At 43.2% G+C, this 20220-nt stretch carries 19 protein-coding genes; 3 read left to right on the forward strand and 16 right to left on the reverse strand.

The window, feature by feature from the left end; translation table 11 throughout:
- Window positions 1–462: 462 nt before the first annotated feature.
- Entirely contained in the window at window positions 463–1848 is a 1386-nt protein-coding gene (locus tag V1L65_RS13840; RefSeq protein ID WP_331699768.1) for a protoporphyrinogen oxidase, read from the reverse strand.
- Window positions 1849–1998: 150 nt separating this feature from the next.
- On the opposite strand from V1L65_RS13840, the gene V1L65_RS13845 reads away from it, so the two are divergent.
- Entirely contained in the window at window positions 1999–2451 is a 453-nt protein-coding gene (locus V1L65_RS13845) for a nucleoside deaminase (RefSeq protein ID WP_331699769.1), read from the forward strand.
- An 81-nt stretch (window positions 2452–2532) separates the two neighbouring features.
- Here the strand turns inward: V1L65_RS13845 and V1L65_RS13850 are convergent, their stop codons facing one another.
- The 6 genes from V1L65_RS13850 to V1L65_RS13875 all read right to left on the reverse strand — a co-directional run bounded on the left by V1L65_RS13850 (window position 2533) and on the right by V1L65_RS13875 (window position 7198).
- Window positions 2533–2772, reverse strand: coding sequence for a YbaK/EbsC family protein (locus V1L65_RS13850; protein ID WP_331699770.1), 240 nt, complete (start codon window positions 2770–2772; stop codon window positions 2533–2535).
- Window positions 2769–3020, reverse strand: coding sequence for a YbaK/EbsC family protein (locus V1L65_RS13855; RefSeq protein ID WP_331699771.1), 252 nt, complete (start codon window positions 3018–3020; stop codon window positions 2769–2771). The genes V1L65_RS13850 and V1L65_RS13855 overlap by 4 nt, the downstream gene beginning before the upstream one ends.
- Window positions 3021–3045: 25 nt before the next feature.
- Entirely contained in the window at window positions 3046–4281 is a 1236-nt protein-coding gene (locus V1L65_RS13860) for an MFS transporter (protein WP_331699772.1), read from the reverse strand.
- A gap of 123 nt (window positions 4282–4404) precedes the next feature.
- On the reverse strand, window positions 4405–5091 hold the full coding sequence (locus V1L65_RS13865) for a FadR/GntR family transcriptional regulator (RefSeq protein ID WP_331699773.1): 687 nt from the start codon (window positions 5089–5091) through the stop codon (window positions 4405–4407).
- A gap of 156 nt (window positions 5092–5247) precedes the next feature.
- Window positions 5248–6201 (reverse strand): hypothetical protein, encoded by a 954-nt coding sequence (locus V1L65_RS13870; protein ID WP_331699774.1) that lies wholly within the window; start codon window positions 6199–6201, stop codon window positions 5248–5250.
- Between the two features lie 154 nt (window positions 6202–6355).
- Window positions 6356–7198: a pentapeptide repeat-containing protein gene (locus V1L65_RS13875; protein WP_331699775.1), complete on the reverse strand. Its 843-nt coding sequence runs from the start codon at window positions 7196–7198 to the stop codon at window positions 6356–6358.
- 189 nt (window positions 7199–7387) lie between these two features.
- Between V1L65_RS13875 and V1L65_RS13880 the strand changes: the two genes are divergently transcribed.
- Window positions 7388–7807 carry a GNAT family N-acetyltransferase gene (locus tag V1L65_RS13880; RefSeq protein WP_331699776.1) on the forward strand — a complete coding sequence of 140 codons (420 nt, stop codon included), beginning with the start codon at window positions 7388–7390 and terminating at the stop codon, window positions 7805–7807.
- 73 nt (window positions 7808–7880) lie between these two features.
- Window positions 7881–8330: an aminoacyl-tRNA deacylase gene (locus V1L65_RS13885; RefSeq protein WP_331699777.1), complete on the forward strand. Its 450-nt coding sequence runs from the start codon at window positions 7881–7883 to the stop codon at window positions 8328–8330.
- A gap of 338 nt (window positions 8331–8668) precedes the next feature.
- Here the strand turns inward: V1L65_RS13885 and V1L65_RS13890 are convergent, their stop codons facing one another.
- The 9 genes from V1L65_RS13890 to V1L65_RS13930 form a co-directional block, all read right to left on the reverse strand.
- Window positions 8669–9205 carry a hypothetical protein gene (locus V1L65_RS13890; RefSeq protein ID WP_331699778.1) on the reverse strand — a complete coding sequence of 179 codons (537 nt, stop codon included), beginning with the start codon at window positions 9203–9205 and terminating at the stop codon, window positions 8669–8671.
- 68 nt (window positions 9206–9273) lie between these two features.
- Window positions 9274–10005 carry an SDR family NAD(P)-dependent oxidoreductase gene (locus V1L65_RS13895; RefSeq protein WP_331699779.1) on the reverse strand — a complete coding sequence of 244 codons (732 nt, stop codon included), beginning with the start codon at window positions 10003–10005 and terminating at the stop codon, window positions 9274–9276.
- Window positions 10006–10072: 67 nt separating this feature from the next.
- Window positions 10073–10912 carry a carbohydrate ABC transporter permease gene (locus V1L65_RS13900; protein WP_331699780.1) on the reverse strand — a complete coding sequence of 280 codons (840 nt, stop codon included), beginning with the start codon at window positions 10910–10912 and terminating at the stop codon, window positions 10073–10075.
- Between the two features lie 34 nt (window positions 10913–10946).
- The gene (locus V1L65_RS13905) at window positions 10947–11852 is read right to left on the reverse strand and encodes a carbohydrate ABC transporter permease (protein WP_331699781.1); all 906 of its coding nucleotides are present in this window, start codon (window positions 11850–11852) and stop codon (window positions 10947–10949) included.
- Between the two features lie 87 nt (window positions 11853–11939).
- Entirely contained in the window at window positions 11940–13409 is a 1470-nt protein-coding gene (locus V1L65_RS13910) for an ABC transporter substrate-binding protein (protein ID WP_331699782.1), read from the reverse strand.
- A 344-nt stretch (window positions 13410–13753) separates the two neighbouring features.
- Complete coding sequence (locus V1L65_RS13915) at window positions 13754–14263, reverse strand: hypothetical protein (RefSeq protein ID WP_331699783.1); 510 nt, start codon at window positions 14261–14263, stop codon at window positions 13754–13756.
- Window positions 14199–14414 (reverse strand): hypothetical protein, encoded by a 216-nt coding sequence (locus tag V1L65_RS13920; protein ID WP_331699784.1) that lies wholly within the window; start codon window positions 14412–14414, stop codon window positions 14199–14201. The genes V1L65_RS13915 and V1L65_RS13920 overlap by 65 nt, the downstream gene beginning before the upstream one ends.
- 79 nt (window positions 14415–14493) lie before the next feature.
- Window positions 14494–18591 (reverse strand): DUF4838 domain-containing protein, encoded by a 4098-nt coding sequence (locus V1L65_RS13925; protein WP_331699785.1) that lies wholly within the window; start codon window positions 18589–18591, stop codon window positions 14494–14496.
- 354 nt (window positions 18592–18945) lie between these two features.
- On the reverse strand, window positions 18946–20217 hold the full coding sequence (locus V1L65_RS13930) for a copper amine oxidase N-terminal domain-containing protein (RefSeq protein WP_331699786.1): 1272 nt from the start codon (window positions 20215–20217) through the stop codon (window positions 18946–18948).
- Window positions 20218–20220 lie beyond the last annotated feature (3 nt).

The following is a 20220-nucleotide window of genomic DNA, read 5'->3' on the forward strand; positions in this document are numbered from 1 at the left end:
CGCTTCTGACATTCGTTACATTTCAAAACCATCCCATATTGCTTGTTGCCCTGTCTACAAGGAATCGACAACTTCGCTAGATGGTCAGACGTTCCGTTATTACGCCTAAAATCGTAGTTTTGAGGTGGCAAAGTGACACACGTTCCGTTATTGATCCATAAATCGCAGAAAGTGCCCCATTTGGAGCCGTATAGCGGAATGTGTGACCGTGAAATTGAGAAAATGACGGTTTTCAGACAAATAACGGAACGTGTGACCATGTCCATTCCTTGTGAGCAACATTTGGTAAGCAAAGAAAAGGGTAACGGAGAGAAGGGTAACGGAGAAAACCATCCGATCTGCCAACATGAATAAAATATAACAGCCCGCTGAGGTTTCTCAACAGGCTGAGGCTGTATGCTAATTGGATTAGTGTATTTAAAACGCTCAAAGAGAATCGCTATCCAGTCCCAATATAATAGTTTATAACAGGCCTATTACTTTCTCGGCTGTCTGTTCACCATTAGCTATACAATCCGGTATTCCAACACCGTAATAGGAACAGCCTGCCAGCAGCACATTTGGATAATCTTCAGCCAACTGCTGCTCAAGGGCCGCTACTAGCTGAGGATGCTTCAAATGGTAATTCGGCATCGTCTCATGCCAGCTTGTCACCTCATATGAAACAGGCTCTGCGGAAATATTCAGGCTTGCCTTAATATCAGCGCGAGCGACTTCAATCTTCTCTTCGTCTGTCATTTGCAGCAAGCTGCTATATATTTCAGCAGTACTCTTATAAAATAGCCTTACGAGTAAATGTCTGTTCTCCGACGTATGCTCCCACTTGCGGCTTGTCCATGTACAAGCATTGCACTGCAGATCACTGTTCTCCGCTACGATAAATCCAGTGCCATCCTTAGGTAATTCGCTGTCAGCAATAGCGTAGCCAAGATATATGCTGATCAGCGAGCTGTTTTTCAGCTCATTGAAATACTCATCAAGGTTTGCATCGTCAAGCAGCTGCTGTGCTGCCGTATGAAGTGTGCTGAGCACAACAATATCTGCTGTTATCGACTCATGATTGGATAGTGTAACCATATAGCGCTTCCCCTGTTTTTCAAGCTGCTCTGCCCGCACTCCTTTAAATACTTCAACCTGCTCGAGCCGTTCTTCCATTCTATCCAGCAAGCTTGACATACCATTTTTAAAAGATAAAAACTTTTTATCGCCTGCTCGCTGAAACTGCTCTTTATGCTCATGAAGACCATGAATAATGCTGCCATATTTATTTTTGTAATCTAGCAAATAAGGAAGCGTGGAAGCAATGGTCAAGTCATGCAGCTTACCCGAGTAGACGCCTGACAGTACGGGTGAAATCTGCTTTTCAACCAACTCCTTGCCAAGAAAAAACTCCAGAAACTCTCCGATCGAATGCTCTTTCGTAAACTTTTCATTCGGCGTATACAAATCCTTCAACGCTGCAACCTTGCCTCCTGCTGAAACAAGCTCACTCTCCGCCAATGACTGTATGCTCATCGGAATACCGAATACAGCATCTTTTGGTATTTGCTTCAGCTCGCCGTCCCGATAAATATAAGACACGCCAGTGGCGTTGTAAACAACCTCCTCCTGCAAGCCAAGCTCCTCCATTAATGGAGCTACATTCGTCTTGCGGGCAACGATCGAATCTGCACCTGATTCCATTATAAATGGACCATTATGAACGGATCTTATTTTGCCGCCAAGCGACGCCTCTGCCTCAAGCAGTACAATTCTGGCTTGCTGACTTGTTGCTTTCATTTTCTGCCGCAAATAATAAGCTGTAGAAGTGCCTGTAATTCCGCCGCCAACTACTACAATTGTTTTCACTGAGATTCCTCCTGAAAAGCCGTATCCTATTCAATATACCTTTATCTATCCAGTATAGCTAACAATCGGCCATACCAGACTAAAGACACGATATTGTCAAATTATTGTGTATAATGAAGACAGTATACTTCTTTCGAAGGAGGGCTTTTGATGAATAAGTTTATGGCGAGAGCTGTAGAGCTTGCCGCTGATAATGTTCGCAGCGGAGGACAGCCATTTGGCGCTGTATTGGTGAAGAATGGGGAAATTATTGCAGAGGGCGTCAATGAAATGCATATCAAGCATGATGTGAGCGGACATGCGGAGCTGCTGGCTATAAGGCGCGGGCAGGAAAAGCTGCAAATCAGCGATCTTTCCGGCTTTTCGATGTACGCAAGCGGTGAGCCTTGCGCGATGTGCCTGACAGCTATGTATTTCGCTGGAATGGACCAGATTTATTATTGCGCGTCAGTTGAGGATGCCGCTGAGGCTGGCTTGGGAAAATCGAAGCAAATTTACGACGATCTAAGACATGCAAGAGAAGACCGCGGATTAAAAATTGTACATATGCCGCTGCAGCAAGGACAAGAAAACCCGATGCAGCTCTGGAAGGATAAACAGTAGTAAAGCAGGGCTCTCCGAGGAGTCATGGCAATGCTCGAAGCTGCATCGACAAAAATCTTCGTCCATGCAGCCTGTTCAGCACTATTTCGGATCCACTGCCGTAACTTGTCCTCCTGTCATATCAACCAATTGTTCAAAGGTCAGCTCAAACACTGCAAACGGATGACCGCCAGCCGCCCAAATCGCAGCATACTGGCGCAAATCCTCGTCAATCAATGTTTTTACTGGAGCCAGATGTCCGATAGGCGGCACTCCGCCAATGACATATCCGATCTTTTCACGAATAAAATCTGCATCCGCCTTTGATAATTTGACATTCACATTTTGGAGACATGCTTTTCATTAACCCGATTGGTCCCGCTAGTAACTATGAGCAGCGGCTCGTCCGTTTCGTTGATACGAAAAATAATCGATTTGGCAATTTGCGCTACGCTGCAGCCAATCTGGTCAGCTGCTTCCTGCGCTGTTCTAGTGCTGCCGGGCAGCTCTATAACTACGTTGGCAAATCCTCTTCTTGCCAGTTCAATTTGCACCTTTTGCGCGCTTTCTTTCAATTCGTTCACGTTCATACTATTCATTCCTTTCCAGTCTTTTTTAGTTCCCGGAAGCTAACGTCGCTTCGCTATTCGCAGGATGAAGCTTAAGCTTGGCATCCGTAGGCAAAAATGCCGCAAGCAGGCCAATCAAAGGCAAGTATGCACAAAGCTTGATAACAAAACTGATACTAGTGTAATCCGCTAAATTACCGAGAACAACCGAACCGATCCCGCCGAGACCGAATGATATACCGAAAAACAGCCCCGACACCATCCCCACTTTGCCAGGCAATAGCTCCTGTGCATAAACAATAATAACCGAGAAGCCCGATAGTAAAATAAATCCGATTAACACGGATAATATCATCGACCAAAATAAGTTAGCAAACGGAAGTATTAAAGAAAACGGCGCTGTACCCAGTATCGAAAACCAGATCGCATTACGACGTCCAATCCGGTCTGCCAGCGGTCCGCCTACGAATGTTCCTAATGCGCCTGCAGCAAGCATCGCGAAAATATACATCTGTGCTTGCGCGGTGCTTAAGGCATGCTTTTCTATTAAATAGAAAGCGTAAAAACCACTCATGCTAGCGGTATAAACAAATTTGGAAAACAGCAGCATAATCAAAATTGAAATAGCATAGGAAACGGTAGAAGCAGGAAGCTTACCGCTAACGAAAACTTCAGCTTTTGGCTTTTTAACCTGAACGCTCATATATTCCCGATACCATCTGGCTACAAATATTTGTACCATAATCGCAATGGATGCTGGAATTACAAACCAGATAATGCCGAATTGACCTAGCGGTACGAAAATTAATGCCGTAAAAATAGGGGCAAGCGCTTGTCCGATATTTCCGCCGGTTTGAAAAATAGATTGGGCCAAGCCTCTTCGCGGCCCTGCAGCTAAATAAGCTACTCGCGACGCTTCGGGATGCAGGATCGATGAGCCAAGCCCAATTAGTACGACCGAGAATATAACTTGTGCAAAATCTGCTGCAAAGGCCAAAACAATCATGCCTAACAGCGAGAACACAACGCCTATCGGCAATAAAAAAGGCTTTGGCTTGGAGTCCGTATATAATCCAATTAACGGCTGAAACAAGGATGCCGTCACATTCAACGTAAACGCAATCCAGCCGATTTGCGCAAAGCTAAGCTTAAGCGAATCGCGGAGTATAGGGAAAATGGCCGGAATGACCGATTGAATCGCATCGTTAAATAGATGCACCAAACTTATTGAAAATAAAATTGAAAAAACGGTTGTCTGTACTGCGCTGTTGCTAGCTTTCATCTCTCTCCCACTTCCATTCATCTTATCATCTGATGTTTACTATCAAAAAAAACTGTCACTTCTCTTATACCTGTTTCTGCTCCTTTTCTATCGCTGCGGCAGCAGTGTTTTTCTATCAGGTTTTTAAAGCTCGGCTAACGTGCCGTCAAGATTAAGGATCGTCCATTTCACAGCAAGCTCCGCATCTTGTTGTTTGACAGCCTCATAAATCTGCTCGTGATAATAAGTATGAGGATCATGCTCGCTGTACTCTTTTTCCAGCTTATACATAGTATTGAGCAAAACATCGGAAAACGTGCGGAACAAGTCAATGATGACGGCATTTTTGCTCGCTATAGCAAGCGCCATATGAAATTCGATATCCGATTTTACATATTGGTCCCGATCTCCGCGCTTCAGTGCTGCCCCGCGTATATCCAAAATCTCTCGCATCTTCCGCAAATCCTCTTCATCACGGCGGCTCGCAGCCAAACGCGAAATTTCCAGCTCCAGCATTTTGCGGACTTCATACACTTCAATAATCTCGGCGCGATGAAGCCTTTGCGCAAGCGGCTCCTGAATAGTCGGCTTTTTTCTCAGGAAAGTGCCGTAACCTTGCTTTTTCTCAAGCAATCCGGCATGGACAAGCACATGAACCGCTTCCCGCACCGTTGAACGGCCCACCCCCAGCATCTCCATCAACTCCGGCTCAGTAGGAATTTTATCTCCTTCCTGGAGATTGCCGCTGGAAATTTGCTGCTGCAGCTGTTTAACTACGTCATCAACCAGCTTATGCTTGTTCAATGCTTGAAACGACATTTTCTCATTCATCAGATCATCTCCTGTTTGGAGAAGTTTAGCATCTTTTTGAAGTCATTTCAATAAAAATTTACAGAAAAAAGCCCTGACCAATGCTGGACAAGGCAATGAATACTTATTTATCTACACCAATACGAAGGATAAAATGCATAGTCTCTTAAACGGAAGCTACTGCTTAAATATAAACCCGTCCTCACATTCAACAATGAGCTGGAAGCTCAGCCTGTCCATGTTTTCACGGTTCAGCTTTAATTCGGGATAGTCATTCTTAAACACAATTGTTCTCGTGTAGGTATAGTTCTGGTCGCCATCGTTTTTCGAAGGGCCTTCCCCATGTTCCCGCCCATACTGCTCCAGGCTTACATCTTCGCCAATCTCCCCGGAGGCCTTCGCGACATTATACTTATCCCTCAGGTAGGCATAATCTCCGTCCTGAAGCTCTACTTCACTGGTAATGTCAAGCTCCTCTACCAACTCATTGTCATAAAGCACCCTTAGCTCCGCACTCTTGAAGCTTGTGCCTTGGATCCCAAGATCCTTAACCGTAAACGAGTATTCCATTCTCATCCGTTCTGAATCAATACTCCTGCCCGTGCTTGTCACATAGACCCTTGATCCATAAAGATCATTGTAAAGCGGCAATAACTGCTCTGAAGCATTCAACTGGCGCTCTCCGTCGCCTACCCGCTCAATAATATTATAGAAGTAATTCTGATCCGACTGCAGCTTTAGCTCGGCTTTATAGGAAAGGCTGCTTTGAACCGTCAGCGGCGCTTCCTGCACTTGCCCATTGTCGGTTTTATAAACTACCAAAAGCTGTGCAGAAGGCGCAACTTCTTTCAGAGTTATAGACAAATCGACTACAGCTGTTTTTTGAGGAAAGCTGACTTCTTTAATCTTATATTCAGTGGCAGAAATTTTCTCAGATTGTGACTGCAGTTCGTTCATTACACCGTTGATGATCTGGTAATTGAGGTTTGCAATGCTATTTTGCATATTCTGCATCCGCTGCTCTGTAAGTTCACGGGTTCGCTGCTGTTCCTTTTTAATGGTATAGCCGTAATAAGTCGTTACAACCAAGTTCGCGGCCAGCAACACAATAGCTACTTTCGTTTTATTCATACGTTCCCCCTGCTTCGTAGTAGCGTCTGATTTTCACACCATCATAGCATTGAAAGGCAAGACCCAGCAATCAAAGGCAAGCAGTTCGATTAAAAAATGTAGCTCCTCGTCGATCCATTGCTGCCATAGCCCGAAGCTATTTTATTTCCGGTGCTCAGGCCTTTCTATTCCAATGCTCAGGCATTTCTACTGAAGGCGGCAAGCTGGTTTGCTTATCTCCCGCGGCGGAATTCACCTGAGCTTGTGTCAAAAAAATACAGCCGTTAAGATTAGCACCACTAAGATCAGCATCTCTAAAATCAGCACCAATCACATCCGCATACCTAAGGTCCGCCCCTCTCAGATCTGCGGCAATAAATAAAAATCCTCGTAAATCAGCGCCCCGGAGATCAATGCCACTTAACCGCGCTCCGATATGATCTCTTCTTTTCAAAACTTTATTAAGCTTGTTGTTCTCCTTATTACCTTTCACTTTTGACCGCACGAGACGACTTGCTTGAATGAATAAATCATTAACATATGCACGGTGTTTCGATACATCTAATTCCAGCAGCAATTGCGGCTCTTGGTTGGTAAGCTGTTCGATATCCTGTTTGGCTTTAAACAGCTGTTCATGAATAGACTTCGTATCCTCCAATTGAAGAGCCTCGCTTAAATAAGCGAGCATTTCATAGAGTTGTTGCATTACGGGTAGAACATCAAACATTTCTTTTGCAAGATGGGGATTCTGGCGCCAATCTTTCCCGCTATACGTGTACTGAGAAACCTGCTGCCCCGCACCAAAGCAATCATATACTGTACAGCCGCGAAAACCCTTATTTCTTAAATCACGATGAATGCCGCAGCGATAATCCGCCTGTAAATTCGTACAAGGCGTTCCGGCATCCTTGTTCACTGCAAAGTCAGCAGACTTGGCAAATGGCAGCGCTGCGCAGCATAAGCCGAAGCATTTTTCACAATCCCCACGATATCTCTCTTCTATTAAGCTATTAGACAATGACTTACACGTCCCTTTAATCTGGCATCAATTAACATAATCCGGCTGGCTATGTCATTCGTTATTTTGCAAATATTATATTTTTTACAATCAGGCAGAATGAATAGCGCAGGTATATCTTCAATTCTAGTTATGTTAAAATTACTATAAATCTCCATTATTTTCAAATATAAAGGAGCATGATCCGCTATGGAATTACATATATCCAACGAAACCAGTGATACTTCAAAGCAGTATGTAAGAAATCAATTAATCGCATTCAACGTCCAGCATTTTCCTGAACATTTAAACGGGAGATACCAAGAGGTAGGCCTGTACTTGAAAGATGCCGATGGACATATTTTCGGGGGGCTTGTTGGAGAAATATGCTGGAACTGGCTTGAAGTTCATTTGTTATATGTAGATGAGCAGCTGCGCAAATCCGGTTACGGAAAAAAACTGCTGCTAGAAGCTGAAAAAATAGCTAAGGAAAAACAATGCGATTTTATAAAGCTCGATACGTTAAGCTTTCAAGCATTGGATTTTTATAAAAAACAAGACTTTGAAGTATATGGAACGATCCATAATGCAGGAGGCCATACCCATTACTATTTAAAAAAAGATATTTAATTGCTGCAAAACAAATCGGATAGGTGTGGAGCCGCTAAGCCAACTATTTTTCAACTATGAAAGGAATGCGTGTATGGATAATTTAATTGCGATTTTACAAGAAGAAAAAGTTGAATTTGAAATTATTCATCACGATAAACCGCTTCGTACTGCACAGGAAGGTGCGAACCACTTTGGAATTGAGATAGGTCAGACAGCGCCTACTTTATTTCTCAAGTCTGAAAAAGGCTTTTTCGCGATGATTGTTTCTGGAAACCGTGGACGCGTGGACTTAGATAAAGTTGCGGAAATTATAGGTTGTGACCAATTGAAAATGGCAAACCCAAAAGAAGTTCAACAAATAACGGGATACACGGTTGGGAGTGTCTCTTTAGTGCTTTCCTTGCCATGCATCTTAGATAGAGAGCTGTTCCGTTATCCCTTTATTTATGGAGGTACGGGCGAACCAGCATCTACATTGAAGCTTGCCCCTGCGGCACTAGAAAAACTAAATCAAGTTGTCGCTTATTTGGATATCGGTTGATAAACCCGGGTATTTGTACGGTTTTTCGTACAAAGTGGGACACACGGTGAGGAATCCGGAGCATTTGGAGGCGGGTTTTGAACAAAATGGGGACGTTGGACACTCGTTCCGCTATTTGCCCAAAACTTACTGTTTTCGAAGTTTCGCGGACAGACGTTCCGTTATCAGCGCATTTCCCGCCTCTTTTTAGGTGTTTTTTGAGCAATAGCGGAACGTCTGTCACTTTTATTGGCCAAAAGGAGCTAATTAAGCACAATAGCGGAACGTCTGACCAGATGGTTACGACCACGCAAACACACCAGGTTCGTCTACCAAGTTACCATCACACATCCAATAGGCTACTCTTCTATTACTATAAAGTCATCGTAATGACGTTCTATTTTATTATTGATTAGATGGATCGCAGCAGGAGCCGCTGCAACAAAAGCATCATACAAATCGCTTATCAAAGAATGAAGCTCCTTGTCGTGATCAAGCTCTTCACGCTTAACGTTAAATTCATCGGGGCTGCCAGGCTGAATACGGTTTGTAAGAAGCGATTCCGTCACCTCAATGTTCTCGAGCAGCTTATCATCGCCAAAATACGTTAATCCCGCTTTAATTGCTGACCAAATGTTAGCCTGTGCAATAAAATAGGCACTCCACCAATAATACTCGGCAGCTGATTGAATCGCATGATTGTAATAAGCGCGAAATGTAAATAACGCCCGCTGCCCGTCCGTCAGCTCCCGATAAAATTGCTCCTTCATCGCAGTGCTATTCTCGATAGGCTGCTCTGCCATTCTCTGCTTGTAAACCTGCAGCATAGGTTCGAAACAAGCATCAAATAATTCATCCCTAGCAAGTACATCAAACTGCTCCCTTTTAACCTTCAACTTTAATATAGTTACCACTCTCCTCTTTAGCATTATAACAGAAAATGTAAATGGAGAGTTCCAACATGCTACCGATTAAAGCCCCCATCGATTGAATAGAGCGAGCCCGTTATATACGATGAATCATCTGACAGCAGGAATGCCGCAAGCCGTGCAACCTCCTCTGGCCGTCCGCTTCTGCCAATCAAATTATTTACATCCTGGTTTGCGTAATCTTCCGATTTAATATCGCCAGGTATGATAGCATTGGCGCGTATAGCATAAGGTGCATTTTCAACGGCAATAATTCTGGTCATATGATTTATGGCCGCCTTGGCGGAGCTATAAGCAATCGGCCCATCTTTGAGCGGAATCTTGCCAAGCACAGAAGAGGTATTTACGATAGCTCCACCGCCTAGCTCCTTCATCGTAGCAACAGCATATTTGTTGACAAGAAAAGTGCTGGTCAATGTTCCATGAATAACGTTCTCCCAATCCTGCAGGCTCGCCTCTGATATCGTCTTCCAAATCTGCTTATATACATTATGAAATAGTCCATCCAAGCGATTATATTTCTGCTTTATGATTTCTATAATTTTAATATTTTCACTTTCTAGCGTTGCATCTGACACATATAAAGACACTCGATCACCGTATTTACTTTTCCACTCTAGCGCTGCTGAATCATTCGTATGATCCTGCAAATCGGTACCAATAACATGTGCGCCTTCCTCTAGAAAATGTTCCACTGAGGCTCTACCGATTAATCCCATTGCTCCAGTTATCCAAATTACCTTATCTTCTAATCTATATTTTGGCATGCCTCTCTATCCTCCTGTAAACTGCTAAGATTAAATAGTAAAACCTCATTAACTCACACTAAAGCCATTACCCTTTTACGCCGCCCAATGTAGCACCCTCCATAACCTTGCGCTGGAACAAAATGTACATAATAATCGGCGGGATCATCGTGATGACAAGACCAGCGAACAACGTTACCCAATCCGAGCTGTACTGCATCCTTTTATGGGCAAAATACATATTGACGGCCATCGTGTACTTTGACTCCTCACCCAAATAAATAAACGGTGCAAGAAAGTTATTGTACAACCCGAGGAATTTAAAAATAGCGACCGTCACAATACCTGGCATAGATAACGGAAAAATAATTTTCGTAAACACTTGAAAGATGGAAGAACCATCCACAAATGCACTTTCCTCCAGCTCCTTCGGCAATGACTGCATAAACCCGCTTAAAAGCATTAAGAAAAATACACTTTCCCCCAAGCTGTCCAAAATAATAAGCCCGGTCAAGCTGTTTGTCAGATGAAGGTCACGCATTAATACATACTGCGGCACCAGTGCATTAATGCCCGGGAGGAATAAAGACAGCATAATGGAAGCCCAAAGCAGTTTTTTTCCCTTGAAATTGACCCTGGTTAACGCGTAAGCGTTCAGCGCAGTAAGGAAGGTACCAGCAAAAAGGCTTACCCCGACATAATAGACCGTGTTAAGCAGCACCTGACCCAGCTTGAATTTCTCCCAGGCGCTTGTGTAGTTGGACCATTGCAGCTGAGCAGGAAGCGCCCAAATATCTTGGAAAAACTCTCGGTTTGTTTTTAACGACTCATATATAAGCCAAAAAATGGGGAGTATGATCGATAAAGCAAATACAGCCAAAAGGATTCTCCAAAGCAAATCACCGATAAAAGATGACTCCTTAGTCATATGCAACCCACCCGTATTTTCAAAGTTATTACGCTTAATATTCCAAATCATCATTTGGCATTAATTTATCGATTAGCAGCTTTCCGCCGACAAGAATAATAAACAAGAACATGCCGATCGCTGACGCATAGCCATAATTTTGTGAACCTTGCCCAAACGCTTGATTAAACATATAAAGTCCTATAACATCCGTCGAGCCAGATGGCCCTCCATTCGTCATAATTAAAATAATTTCGAAGCCCTTGAACGTTCCAAGAAATAAAAAGAGCAAGGTTACCCTTATGACTGGATTGATGAGCGGAATCGTAATTTTAACTAGCCTGTTCATATAACTTGCACCTTCTAATATAGCCGCCTCATACATCGACTTTGGAATACTTTTCATAGCATTCATAAAAATAACGACATAGAATCCGACCGCTCCCCAAATCATTGGAGGAAGCAGCAGCCAAAGCGCTGTTCCGGGATCAGACAACCAGTAATATCCCCCATTATCAAAGCCTAAAATCCGCAATACTCCATTAAGCAAACCGTTAGCTCCATCGTAGATATATACCCATAGAAGCGTAATTACAACGGTTGAAAGTATGTTTGGGAAGAAAAATAAAACTTTGTAAAAGGGAGCTTCTCTATAGCCTTTATTTATAAGCAAATAAGCAAGCACTAAAGAGATGATGACCGTTAATATAGGCAGTGTGATCATTAGAATCAGGTTATGATACAGGGCCCGCCAAACATAATTGTCTTTGAACATATAGACAAAGTTATCCAAGCCGATAAATTTAGCCTCCGTTATGCCATCCCACTTCAGAAACGCATAAAAAAATGACATCAGGTTTGGATATAGCGTAAAGAGCAGATAACCCGCGTAAGAAGGTACTATTGCTATGATTAGAAACAGCCATTTCTGTCTCTTTTGGTTTAAAAACCCTGACTTCATCCTTTCATCACCATCCTCACAAAAGCTTGCAAGGGGAGCAGCGCTCCCCTTACTTCATCTAGTCAGCCTACCACAATTTCTTTTATTTTATTTACTTACAGAGTCGATAGCTTCCTTCAAAACCTCATCTGCTTTCGCCATAACAGGAGCAATCTCTTTTTTCCCTGTAATTAGATCATTCGCTGCTTCCTGAATGACTTTAGTCGCATTGTTCACAGCTGGATGGTCAATGACGACATCTATTCTCATAGACTCCGAACGAACCTTATTTTTAGATAAATACTCCATGACCGCTTTAGGAGCATTTTGCACCTTTTCCATACGCGCCGCATCGTCAGCAAAATCTTTGCGTACCGGGAAAATTCCAGCGTTTTCTACCATATAGGTTTGTTGATCCAGCGTTGCAAGTGAAAGCAAAAATTCCTTTGCCCACTTCTTGTTCAAGTCTGGCTTGCCGCTCCAAACGACGTAGCCGCCGGATGTATAATCACTCATAATCCATTTCGTCTGATTAGGATCGTTGCCAACAGGTATCGTCATAAAGCCCCATTCGAAGCCTTCCGGTGTAGCATCCTTCATTTCATTGCCAACCCAATCGCCAGTCGGCACAAGCGCTGCTTTACCTTGCAGCACCATCATCTGGGATTGCGTATGGTTGATCGCAGCGACACCGTTAGCTACATAGCCCTTCTTGCCGATTTCGGCCATCTTTTCCCAAGCTGCAATATTTTCCGCACTGGAATACTTCGGCAACGTCATGCTTCGGAAATCTGTAAGAAGCTTATCCAAAGTGCCATTGATTTCAGCGATTTCAAACTGTTTTGGCCCAAAGCCAAAGGTATGGAAATATTCAGGATAGACACCTGCATAGACGATCGGTGTTACGCCCTTTGCTTTAATCGTTTCCATCAGCTGCAAAAATTCATCCCAGGTTTGAGGGTTCATATTCCAGCCATTTTCCTCAAACAGCTTTTTATCGAAGAACCATCCCGTTGTATAACCGCCTACTGGGACGTTGTACGATTTCCCTTTATATCTCGGATTATTATCGTAAACGCCATCAAGCAACGCATCCTTCAGCTTCAGGCCCGGCACATCCGGAACATCTCTTTCCCACAGCTCATCAATCGGCTCATACTTTCCTGCGTCGATCAGCTTAACGCTATTGGAATCAATTTTGCCAGGAAAAAGATCGAACATGTCTGTATCGCTATTCGCGGCAATTTTAGTTTTAATCATGTCATAGATAGCAGGTGACGCATTAATTTCAAACTTTACATTCGGGTATTTCTTTGTAAAATTATCAATCGCATAATCCAGCCACGCTCTGCCGTAACCGTTTTCATCAATACCTATTTTTAAAGAAACCTGCTCCGTTTTAGAAAGTCCGTTCTCGGGATATACCTCATCTTGTGACGGCTGTTCTGCGGTATTTGTAGCTGCAGATGTCGGCGAAGGCGAATTTCCTTCATTTCCCCCTCTGTCGCCGCAAGCAGAAACTAATGTCATGATAAGTGCAAATACAAGTACCAGCGTTAATTTGGCATTCTTTTTCATTGTAACCCCTCCTCATTCATATCCATGTATGCCTTTTCATGATGCCGTCCTTGAAGCCCCTCATTAACTTAGCAAGCTTCCCCCCTCACAATTAAGTGTCGAGCACAGCTTTACTATAAAATAAATTAGTTTATTTTGTCAATATAAAATATTAATATATTTATAAAATAATTTATACTATAAAACGACTCCCTGTATGTTCTTTAAGGAAGCATGCTGTAAAAGACAGTACGACACGCCCCTAAAGCAAGTTATGATAGGTGTCGAAAAAATAAATTATTTAATTCGAATTTCAAAAAACTACACCTTTTACTTGCAGCTTGCAATTTCACCAATCTAATAGCTCAATAAATATTTGGTGTCGCCATACGATGATAGGCAGTAAAATAGTCAGTGACCGTTCCTCTGCGAGCGCGATCGTCAAAATAAAGCCTTTCCTCCACCAGTTCTTCGAGCTCTGTTATATCACCTGACAGATAAAGGCTGACTCTATTCTTAACCGTCTTTAATCTAGCAATTACACCGCCATAACGTAAATCCAGCACTTCCCATCCGAATGATTTATAGGCATTCATCCACAGCTTATAATGCGTTTCCTGCAATTCCTCAAGCCTCACCAGCAATTCAGGAATTTCCTGGTCCACAATAAAAGACAGCATTTCACCGTCCGCTGAATCGTAGGCCTTTTTAAGGCGAATGCCCATATCCGCCTTCATCCCTAACACACCGCAAAGCTTAGAGGGCAGCTCCAGTACTCGCCGCGAGACCGAACAACAATCCATCCGCTTACTAATCTCTCCTTCCAGAAGCTTGTAGTGCTCCGCTAGAGCCAATCCTTCCATTCCATCCGTCAAAATCGACCTCCAACTCTGTATGCTCAATGGCTTCAAGCTGAAGAGGAATACCTCCTTCACCTAACTGTATATTTAGCATGCCGCATATTGGGTCCAGTCCTTCTTGCAGCTCTGTTGGAAAATCGACAATATTTAATTTTAATGGAGTCAACTGAATCAATCCCCTAATCTGTTATTTACCTCTTAACCTCTATTAGAGGCTAAGAGGCAACTCATACATAGATACTGCCTTACATTTGCTTAGTCAATTCAATGTCGTCGATATAGACGCTCTCTCCAGCTGCAAAGTCTTTGGCCTCGATACCGAGCAGCAAATGTTTCACCCCGATGCCGCCTATTTCAGACGGAATAACTCCCGTCCACTCTAGCAAATTCCATTGACCAGGCTGTACATTTACAGCTTCATGCACAGTTGGTATGGTATCCAAATGTCCATGTGATTCATCTCTAAAGTGCATAAACAGCTTTACTTTTCCATTCACTGCTTGATCCTCTGGCACATAGTAGTAAGCCTTCACTGTATAGGTGCCTGATTCAGGCGCGGCTACGATCTGACTAAGCGCTCCTACGCTCACTCCGGATATTTTCAAGCTGTACTCCGCTGTCCGCGCCTGCTCGTTACTTCTATTCATCGTTCCAATGGCGCCGTCAATCCAGTATGACCAAGGAAGAGCATCCTCAACGCCAGCATTGCCGTATTCAAATGAGCTGTTATGATTAATTACATCACTGTCCTCTTCGTCATCCCCCGGCGAAGGGACATACGGAGCACTCAATCGGAGCAGCTTGAAATCGTCGACATATAGAAGCTCATTGTCTGCGAAATCAAAGATATTCGTGCCGAACTGCACTTTTTTTACAGGAACTCCTCCGATTTTGCTTGGTATTTCTCCAACCCATTCGATTAATGACCACTTACCAGCATTATTTCTTGCAAGCTTATTCATCGTAATCGCATTACCTAAGTGGTTCCCGTTTGCATCCCAGAAATTAATAAACAAGGATATATTGCCATTACTAGTTGATCCTTCAGGCACATAATAGTAGGCACTCAATGAGTGATAGCCCGGATCGATCTCGACTCCATCCACAACCGGACCGCCAATTTTGAGACCGACCGTTTCTATACTGTAAATTCCAGTTCTTGCTTGCAGATTGCTTCGGTGTGCATTGTCTCCGTTCTGTCCATACTCAAACCAATACCACCAAGGCGGAGAATCATCAATGTCACCTGTTATCCCTGTCTCAAAGGAGATATTGTCATTGAGTGCCTGCTGTCCAGTTGCTTCCGCAATAACAAACTTCATATAATGCTTTGTGAGCTCAGAATTTGTCTCTGCAATTATGCTCTCAATATGAGCTTGCACCTCGCCATTATCCCTCTCGTCCTTAACCCATTGAATCAGTGCGTCAATTTCTTCGCTTCTAACGCCTGACCAACCCATGCCGTAATTCCTCGGATCAAGCGGCTGCTGCAGTACTTCATCTGTCTTAAAGCTTTCATAAAGCTGAATTCTGTATTCCGCTTTTTCCATTTTAATTTGCATTTCATCCAGCAAAGCGATAGCTTCATTAGAGGATGTGAGTTCTTGAACGGGAGCATCCGAAGGATAACTTAATACATTCGCTTCATAGTATTCAAAGGCTTGCATTAAAATATTGGCCCTTGTTTGCTGCTGCGGGGTCACTGCCTTTTGCACTACGCTCTCCATCAGACTTCGGCTTAACGTTATTTCTTGCTCCGTCACTTCTTTAATATAAGAAGAATCGTAGAAATTCAAGAAATTTCTTCTCGGTGAAGCGTTTTTCCAGTTTTCATACCAAATGCTATCCAGCATTCTCACTTCCCAGAAATTTTCCCATATTTCGAAGTACTGCCTTAGATCTGCTGCCGCTGCCTCCCCAACTGCACGAATATACCATTCATCAAGCAGCACATCAGCATCTGCGCTCGCATCCCATTGTAATTTAGAAGCCAGCCATGCCTTAGGTCCTTCACCGAAATTCGGATAAAGCTCTGTAAAATGAGCAACTACGCCTACCTCTTCTGCATACTTGTAGTTCTTATCCATTTGATTGAAATAAGGTCGTGGCAATGGATAAGGCGTACCGTACAAATACTCATAAAAAGCAAGTCCCGGCGCTGCAGCTTTCCAGCTTTCTGTAAAAGCTTTATTCTCCTGCTCCAACTCAGAATCAGTCCAAGTAAGCCGCTCATCCGTTATGTAAACAATAACGTTCGGATGAAGCACTACACTGGTAGGCGGATCGTAAACTTCGTGGTAAGCAATGACTCCAAGATATTTATCAGGATGCACGGCCAACACCTGCTCCGCAACCTGATTCACCCAATCGTAATAAATGTTAGACATATTCGTAAACCCGATCGAATTCATCTCGGTTGTATAAGACGGATGGCTTGGATTTTGCTCACAGAAGCCTCCGTTATCATTAACAGCAAGTGAATGAGAGCTTGCATTCGGATTATTGTTGAAGTATTCAATTAAAAGATCACTTACAAAATCAATAGTATCTGGATTGGAAAAGCATATTTGCCAGCCTCCATGCGAATTAATAAGTCCATTGTCTGTCGGATAGAAGTCCGGATACTGTGATTGATATTTAGAGGCGGGCATAATTTGCCAAAAAATGTGATTATGCTCTACTCTCGTATGCATGCGATTGTATCGTGTCCAAGCCATACGATGCGGCGTGTTCTCGATATTGGAGTCATATGCTCTTGAAATGAAGGAAGGCTCTTGAACTACACGTTCTTCTGGCACAGAAAGATTCATACTGAGCGGAACATCCTCACCGTCCGGTCCAGGCATTAGCCAGCGAACGCCGACATATCGCTCGAGAAATTCATATACCCCAAATTCAGTACCCCAATCGGTCGGTCCGATTATTGAGATTACATTTGCAGCTTTCTCAGAATGAATCACGAAACCATCGTCATCCAATCCTTCTAGTGCAGACTCAATTGCCGTTTCATCGGCAGAAGCACCGATAAATCCAACATAAATAAGTGTTTTCCCTGCAGCAGTTGTACCCTCAGCAGCAGACTGCGACATCAACGGGAGAGATGCACCAGTCGACTTCTGTACATATTCGATTAATTTACTTGCTGCGGTCGCCACTTGTCCTGTTGCATTATCAGCTGTTACAACGATAGCCTCTGCCGTGCCATTGACGACGGGCTTCAAATCTTTTGTAGGTGTCGGGGTTGGCGTACCAGCGTTTCCCCCGCTCCCGCCTGTTGAAGTTGCAGGCCAATTCAGCGGGTTTCTCTCAAAAGTAGAACCTTTGGCGCTTTCGCTTAATACCGCAGTCTCAATGATTCCTTGACCGGAAACATGAATAACCACAAAGCTTGTTAACGAAACGATTTTTGCCGTTTCTCCCAGATTAATATGAATGCCTAAGCTGCCTTCAGGAATAACAAGCGATTGAATCTCCCCTTGATCAATACGCAAGATTCCCCCGCCAGCAGCTGTGACATTGCCATTTACGTTAACATGCTCCAGGTTAGTATCGCCTTCGCTTATTTCATGAGATAACAGCAAATCCCCTTCGATTGTTACATTTCGCAATGTAACACCTGCGGCTTTTATAATTACATTTTTATAAATAATTGCACTGCGATCTTTAAAGTCATATACACCGGGCTTTGTAATGATGTAGGAATAGGAGCTTTGCCAAAATCCCCGATCCAGAGAAACGACGGCTTCTGCTCTTGTCATAGGCGCCTGCGGGTTGAACTTGCCATTCGTTGAGCCAAGCATTATGCCAAGCGCTGCCAGCTTATTTATGGCCAGCCTGCTCCACTCCGGAATAGAGTCGTAGTCGGAGAATGTATTTTCCTTGTATTCAGCATCATCAGAAAGCTTCAGCACACGCGCAATAACAACCGCTGCTTCCTGTCTTGTAATTTTATTTTCGAGACGGATCGTTCCATCCGGATAGCCTTGCACATAACCTGCTTGGATGGCTCTTGCTGCTTCTTTATACGCCCAATGAGTCGGAGATAAGTCTGTAAAGGTGATAGTGCCTTCTTCCTCAAATCCGAATGCACGATTAATGAAAGCAATAAATTCACCGCGCGTCAGCTGCTTGTCAGGCCTCACCGTACCATCAGAGTACCCGTTAAGCAGCCCCTCTTGTATCCACCGTTTTACAACGTTCGCTGACCAATGGCCTTCAATGTCCAGATTGCTTTGTGCAGAAGCCGTTGTGACACCTGAAGAGCCGAGAATTGGAGCCCCTGATAGCAGTACTAGAAATGTGAGAATGTCAAGAACGCTTTTTTTGAAAAATTTAGCCGTCACAAAATCCCCTCCTATAAGTAACATGTTGAACGTCCAAAAACACAGAAAGCGCTTTCTTTTGTTTTCTTATACTGGCGCTTGCCCCCCCCCTTTCGGCCTGATGTTTAATTTTGTGCTTTACAAGCAATACATTAATTTAAATATTTTACTAAGTCAATAATAATTTGAATTAATTTATTTAATATGTGTTTTTCGCTTGAAAATTGTACTGATTCACTTTCTACACCTACTCCAAGTAAATTATTTCAACAAATCAAAATATTAGAACTCTCAATTCATGCGCTTCTCAATTTTAATAAGATATAACAAAAAGCCCGGAAGGCTAATCCCTCCCAGGCTCTCTTCAATACTCTATTATTCTTTTGAAATAACAACCGTTCTTGTCATGTCGTCCCATTCCACAAGCGCGCCCAGCGACTCGCTAATAAAACGGACTGGCACCATCGTATTCGCCTTTACGATTTGCGCCGGCACATCCAGCTCAATCGTTTTGCCATTTAGCTGCGCCTTTTTATCACCAATTTTCAAATAAATCGTTTGGTCGCCTTTAGTTGCGGTGACTGAATATTCCTCCTGGTTCCATTTAATAGTAGCGCCTAGCTGCTCGAATATTGCTCTCATCGGCACCAATGTATTCCCATTTTTAATGACCGGAGGCTGTTCAAATGAAATTAAGTTATTATTAATTAGAACTTTAATAGGATCGAATTTAATTGCAATAGACTCCACCTTCAAGCGGCTGCCGAAATGCTTTTCTCGAATAGCTTGAATCGTTTCCACTGTTTCCTTGCGTGTTTTCAAAAACTTGTCCGCTGTTTTATCCCGAAGCTCAAATAATGTAACTACCGAATTTTTCCGGGTTTTAGTGATCGAGGACATATAATTATCCCGAGCTTCTTGCAAATTTTTTGTACCTTTTGTAAGTGCTCTATCCATTTTCTCGCGTGCTTCCGCTAAAGTAAGATAGCCTAGTCTATAGCTCCACATTGTGCTTGATGAATAGTTGGCGTTGCTTTCATTTCTAAGTCCCCACATTAGACTGGAGGAATAATTAGGATTGAACGCATTCGTATAGGCCCACATCGTACCGCTTGAATAATTGGGATTGGTTGCATTTTTGTAGCTCCACATCGTGCTTGAGCTATAGTTGGGGTTAATCTCTTTATTAAAGATCCAATGCGTACTTGACGAATAGTTTCTATTAATCGTGATGTTATACGTCCACATCGCACTAGAAGAATAGTTAGGATTCATTTGTCTGCTGTACTCGTTCAGCTTTTCGCGATATTCCCTCTGTTTCCCATACTTACTTTCTAACTGGTTTAAATCTTCTTTAAATAGCTCTGTCAAATACTTCAAATCCGCGTCAACTATTTGCGCCATCTTGTCCTGCTCGCCGGTCAGAATATTCAACAGCCAGTTATACTCTTTACTAACCTGTGTCTTATCCTCCTCATACAGATTGCTAAACTCCTTATACAGTGCTTGATACTCGCCTTTAATTTCTTCAACGAAATCATCCGCATAAGTGCGCTCTGAAGTAATGAATAGACTTCCGAGCAGTACTGCCATAGATAGCATAATGGATAAAACAGCATTCACTCTTTTTTTGTAAACTGCATGCATAGC

The organism is Paenibacillus sp. IITD108 (assembly GCF_036541265.1).
Taxonomy (GTDB): Bacteria; Bacillota; Bacilli; order Paenibacillales; family Paenibacillaceae; genus Pristimantibacillus.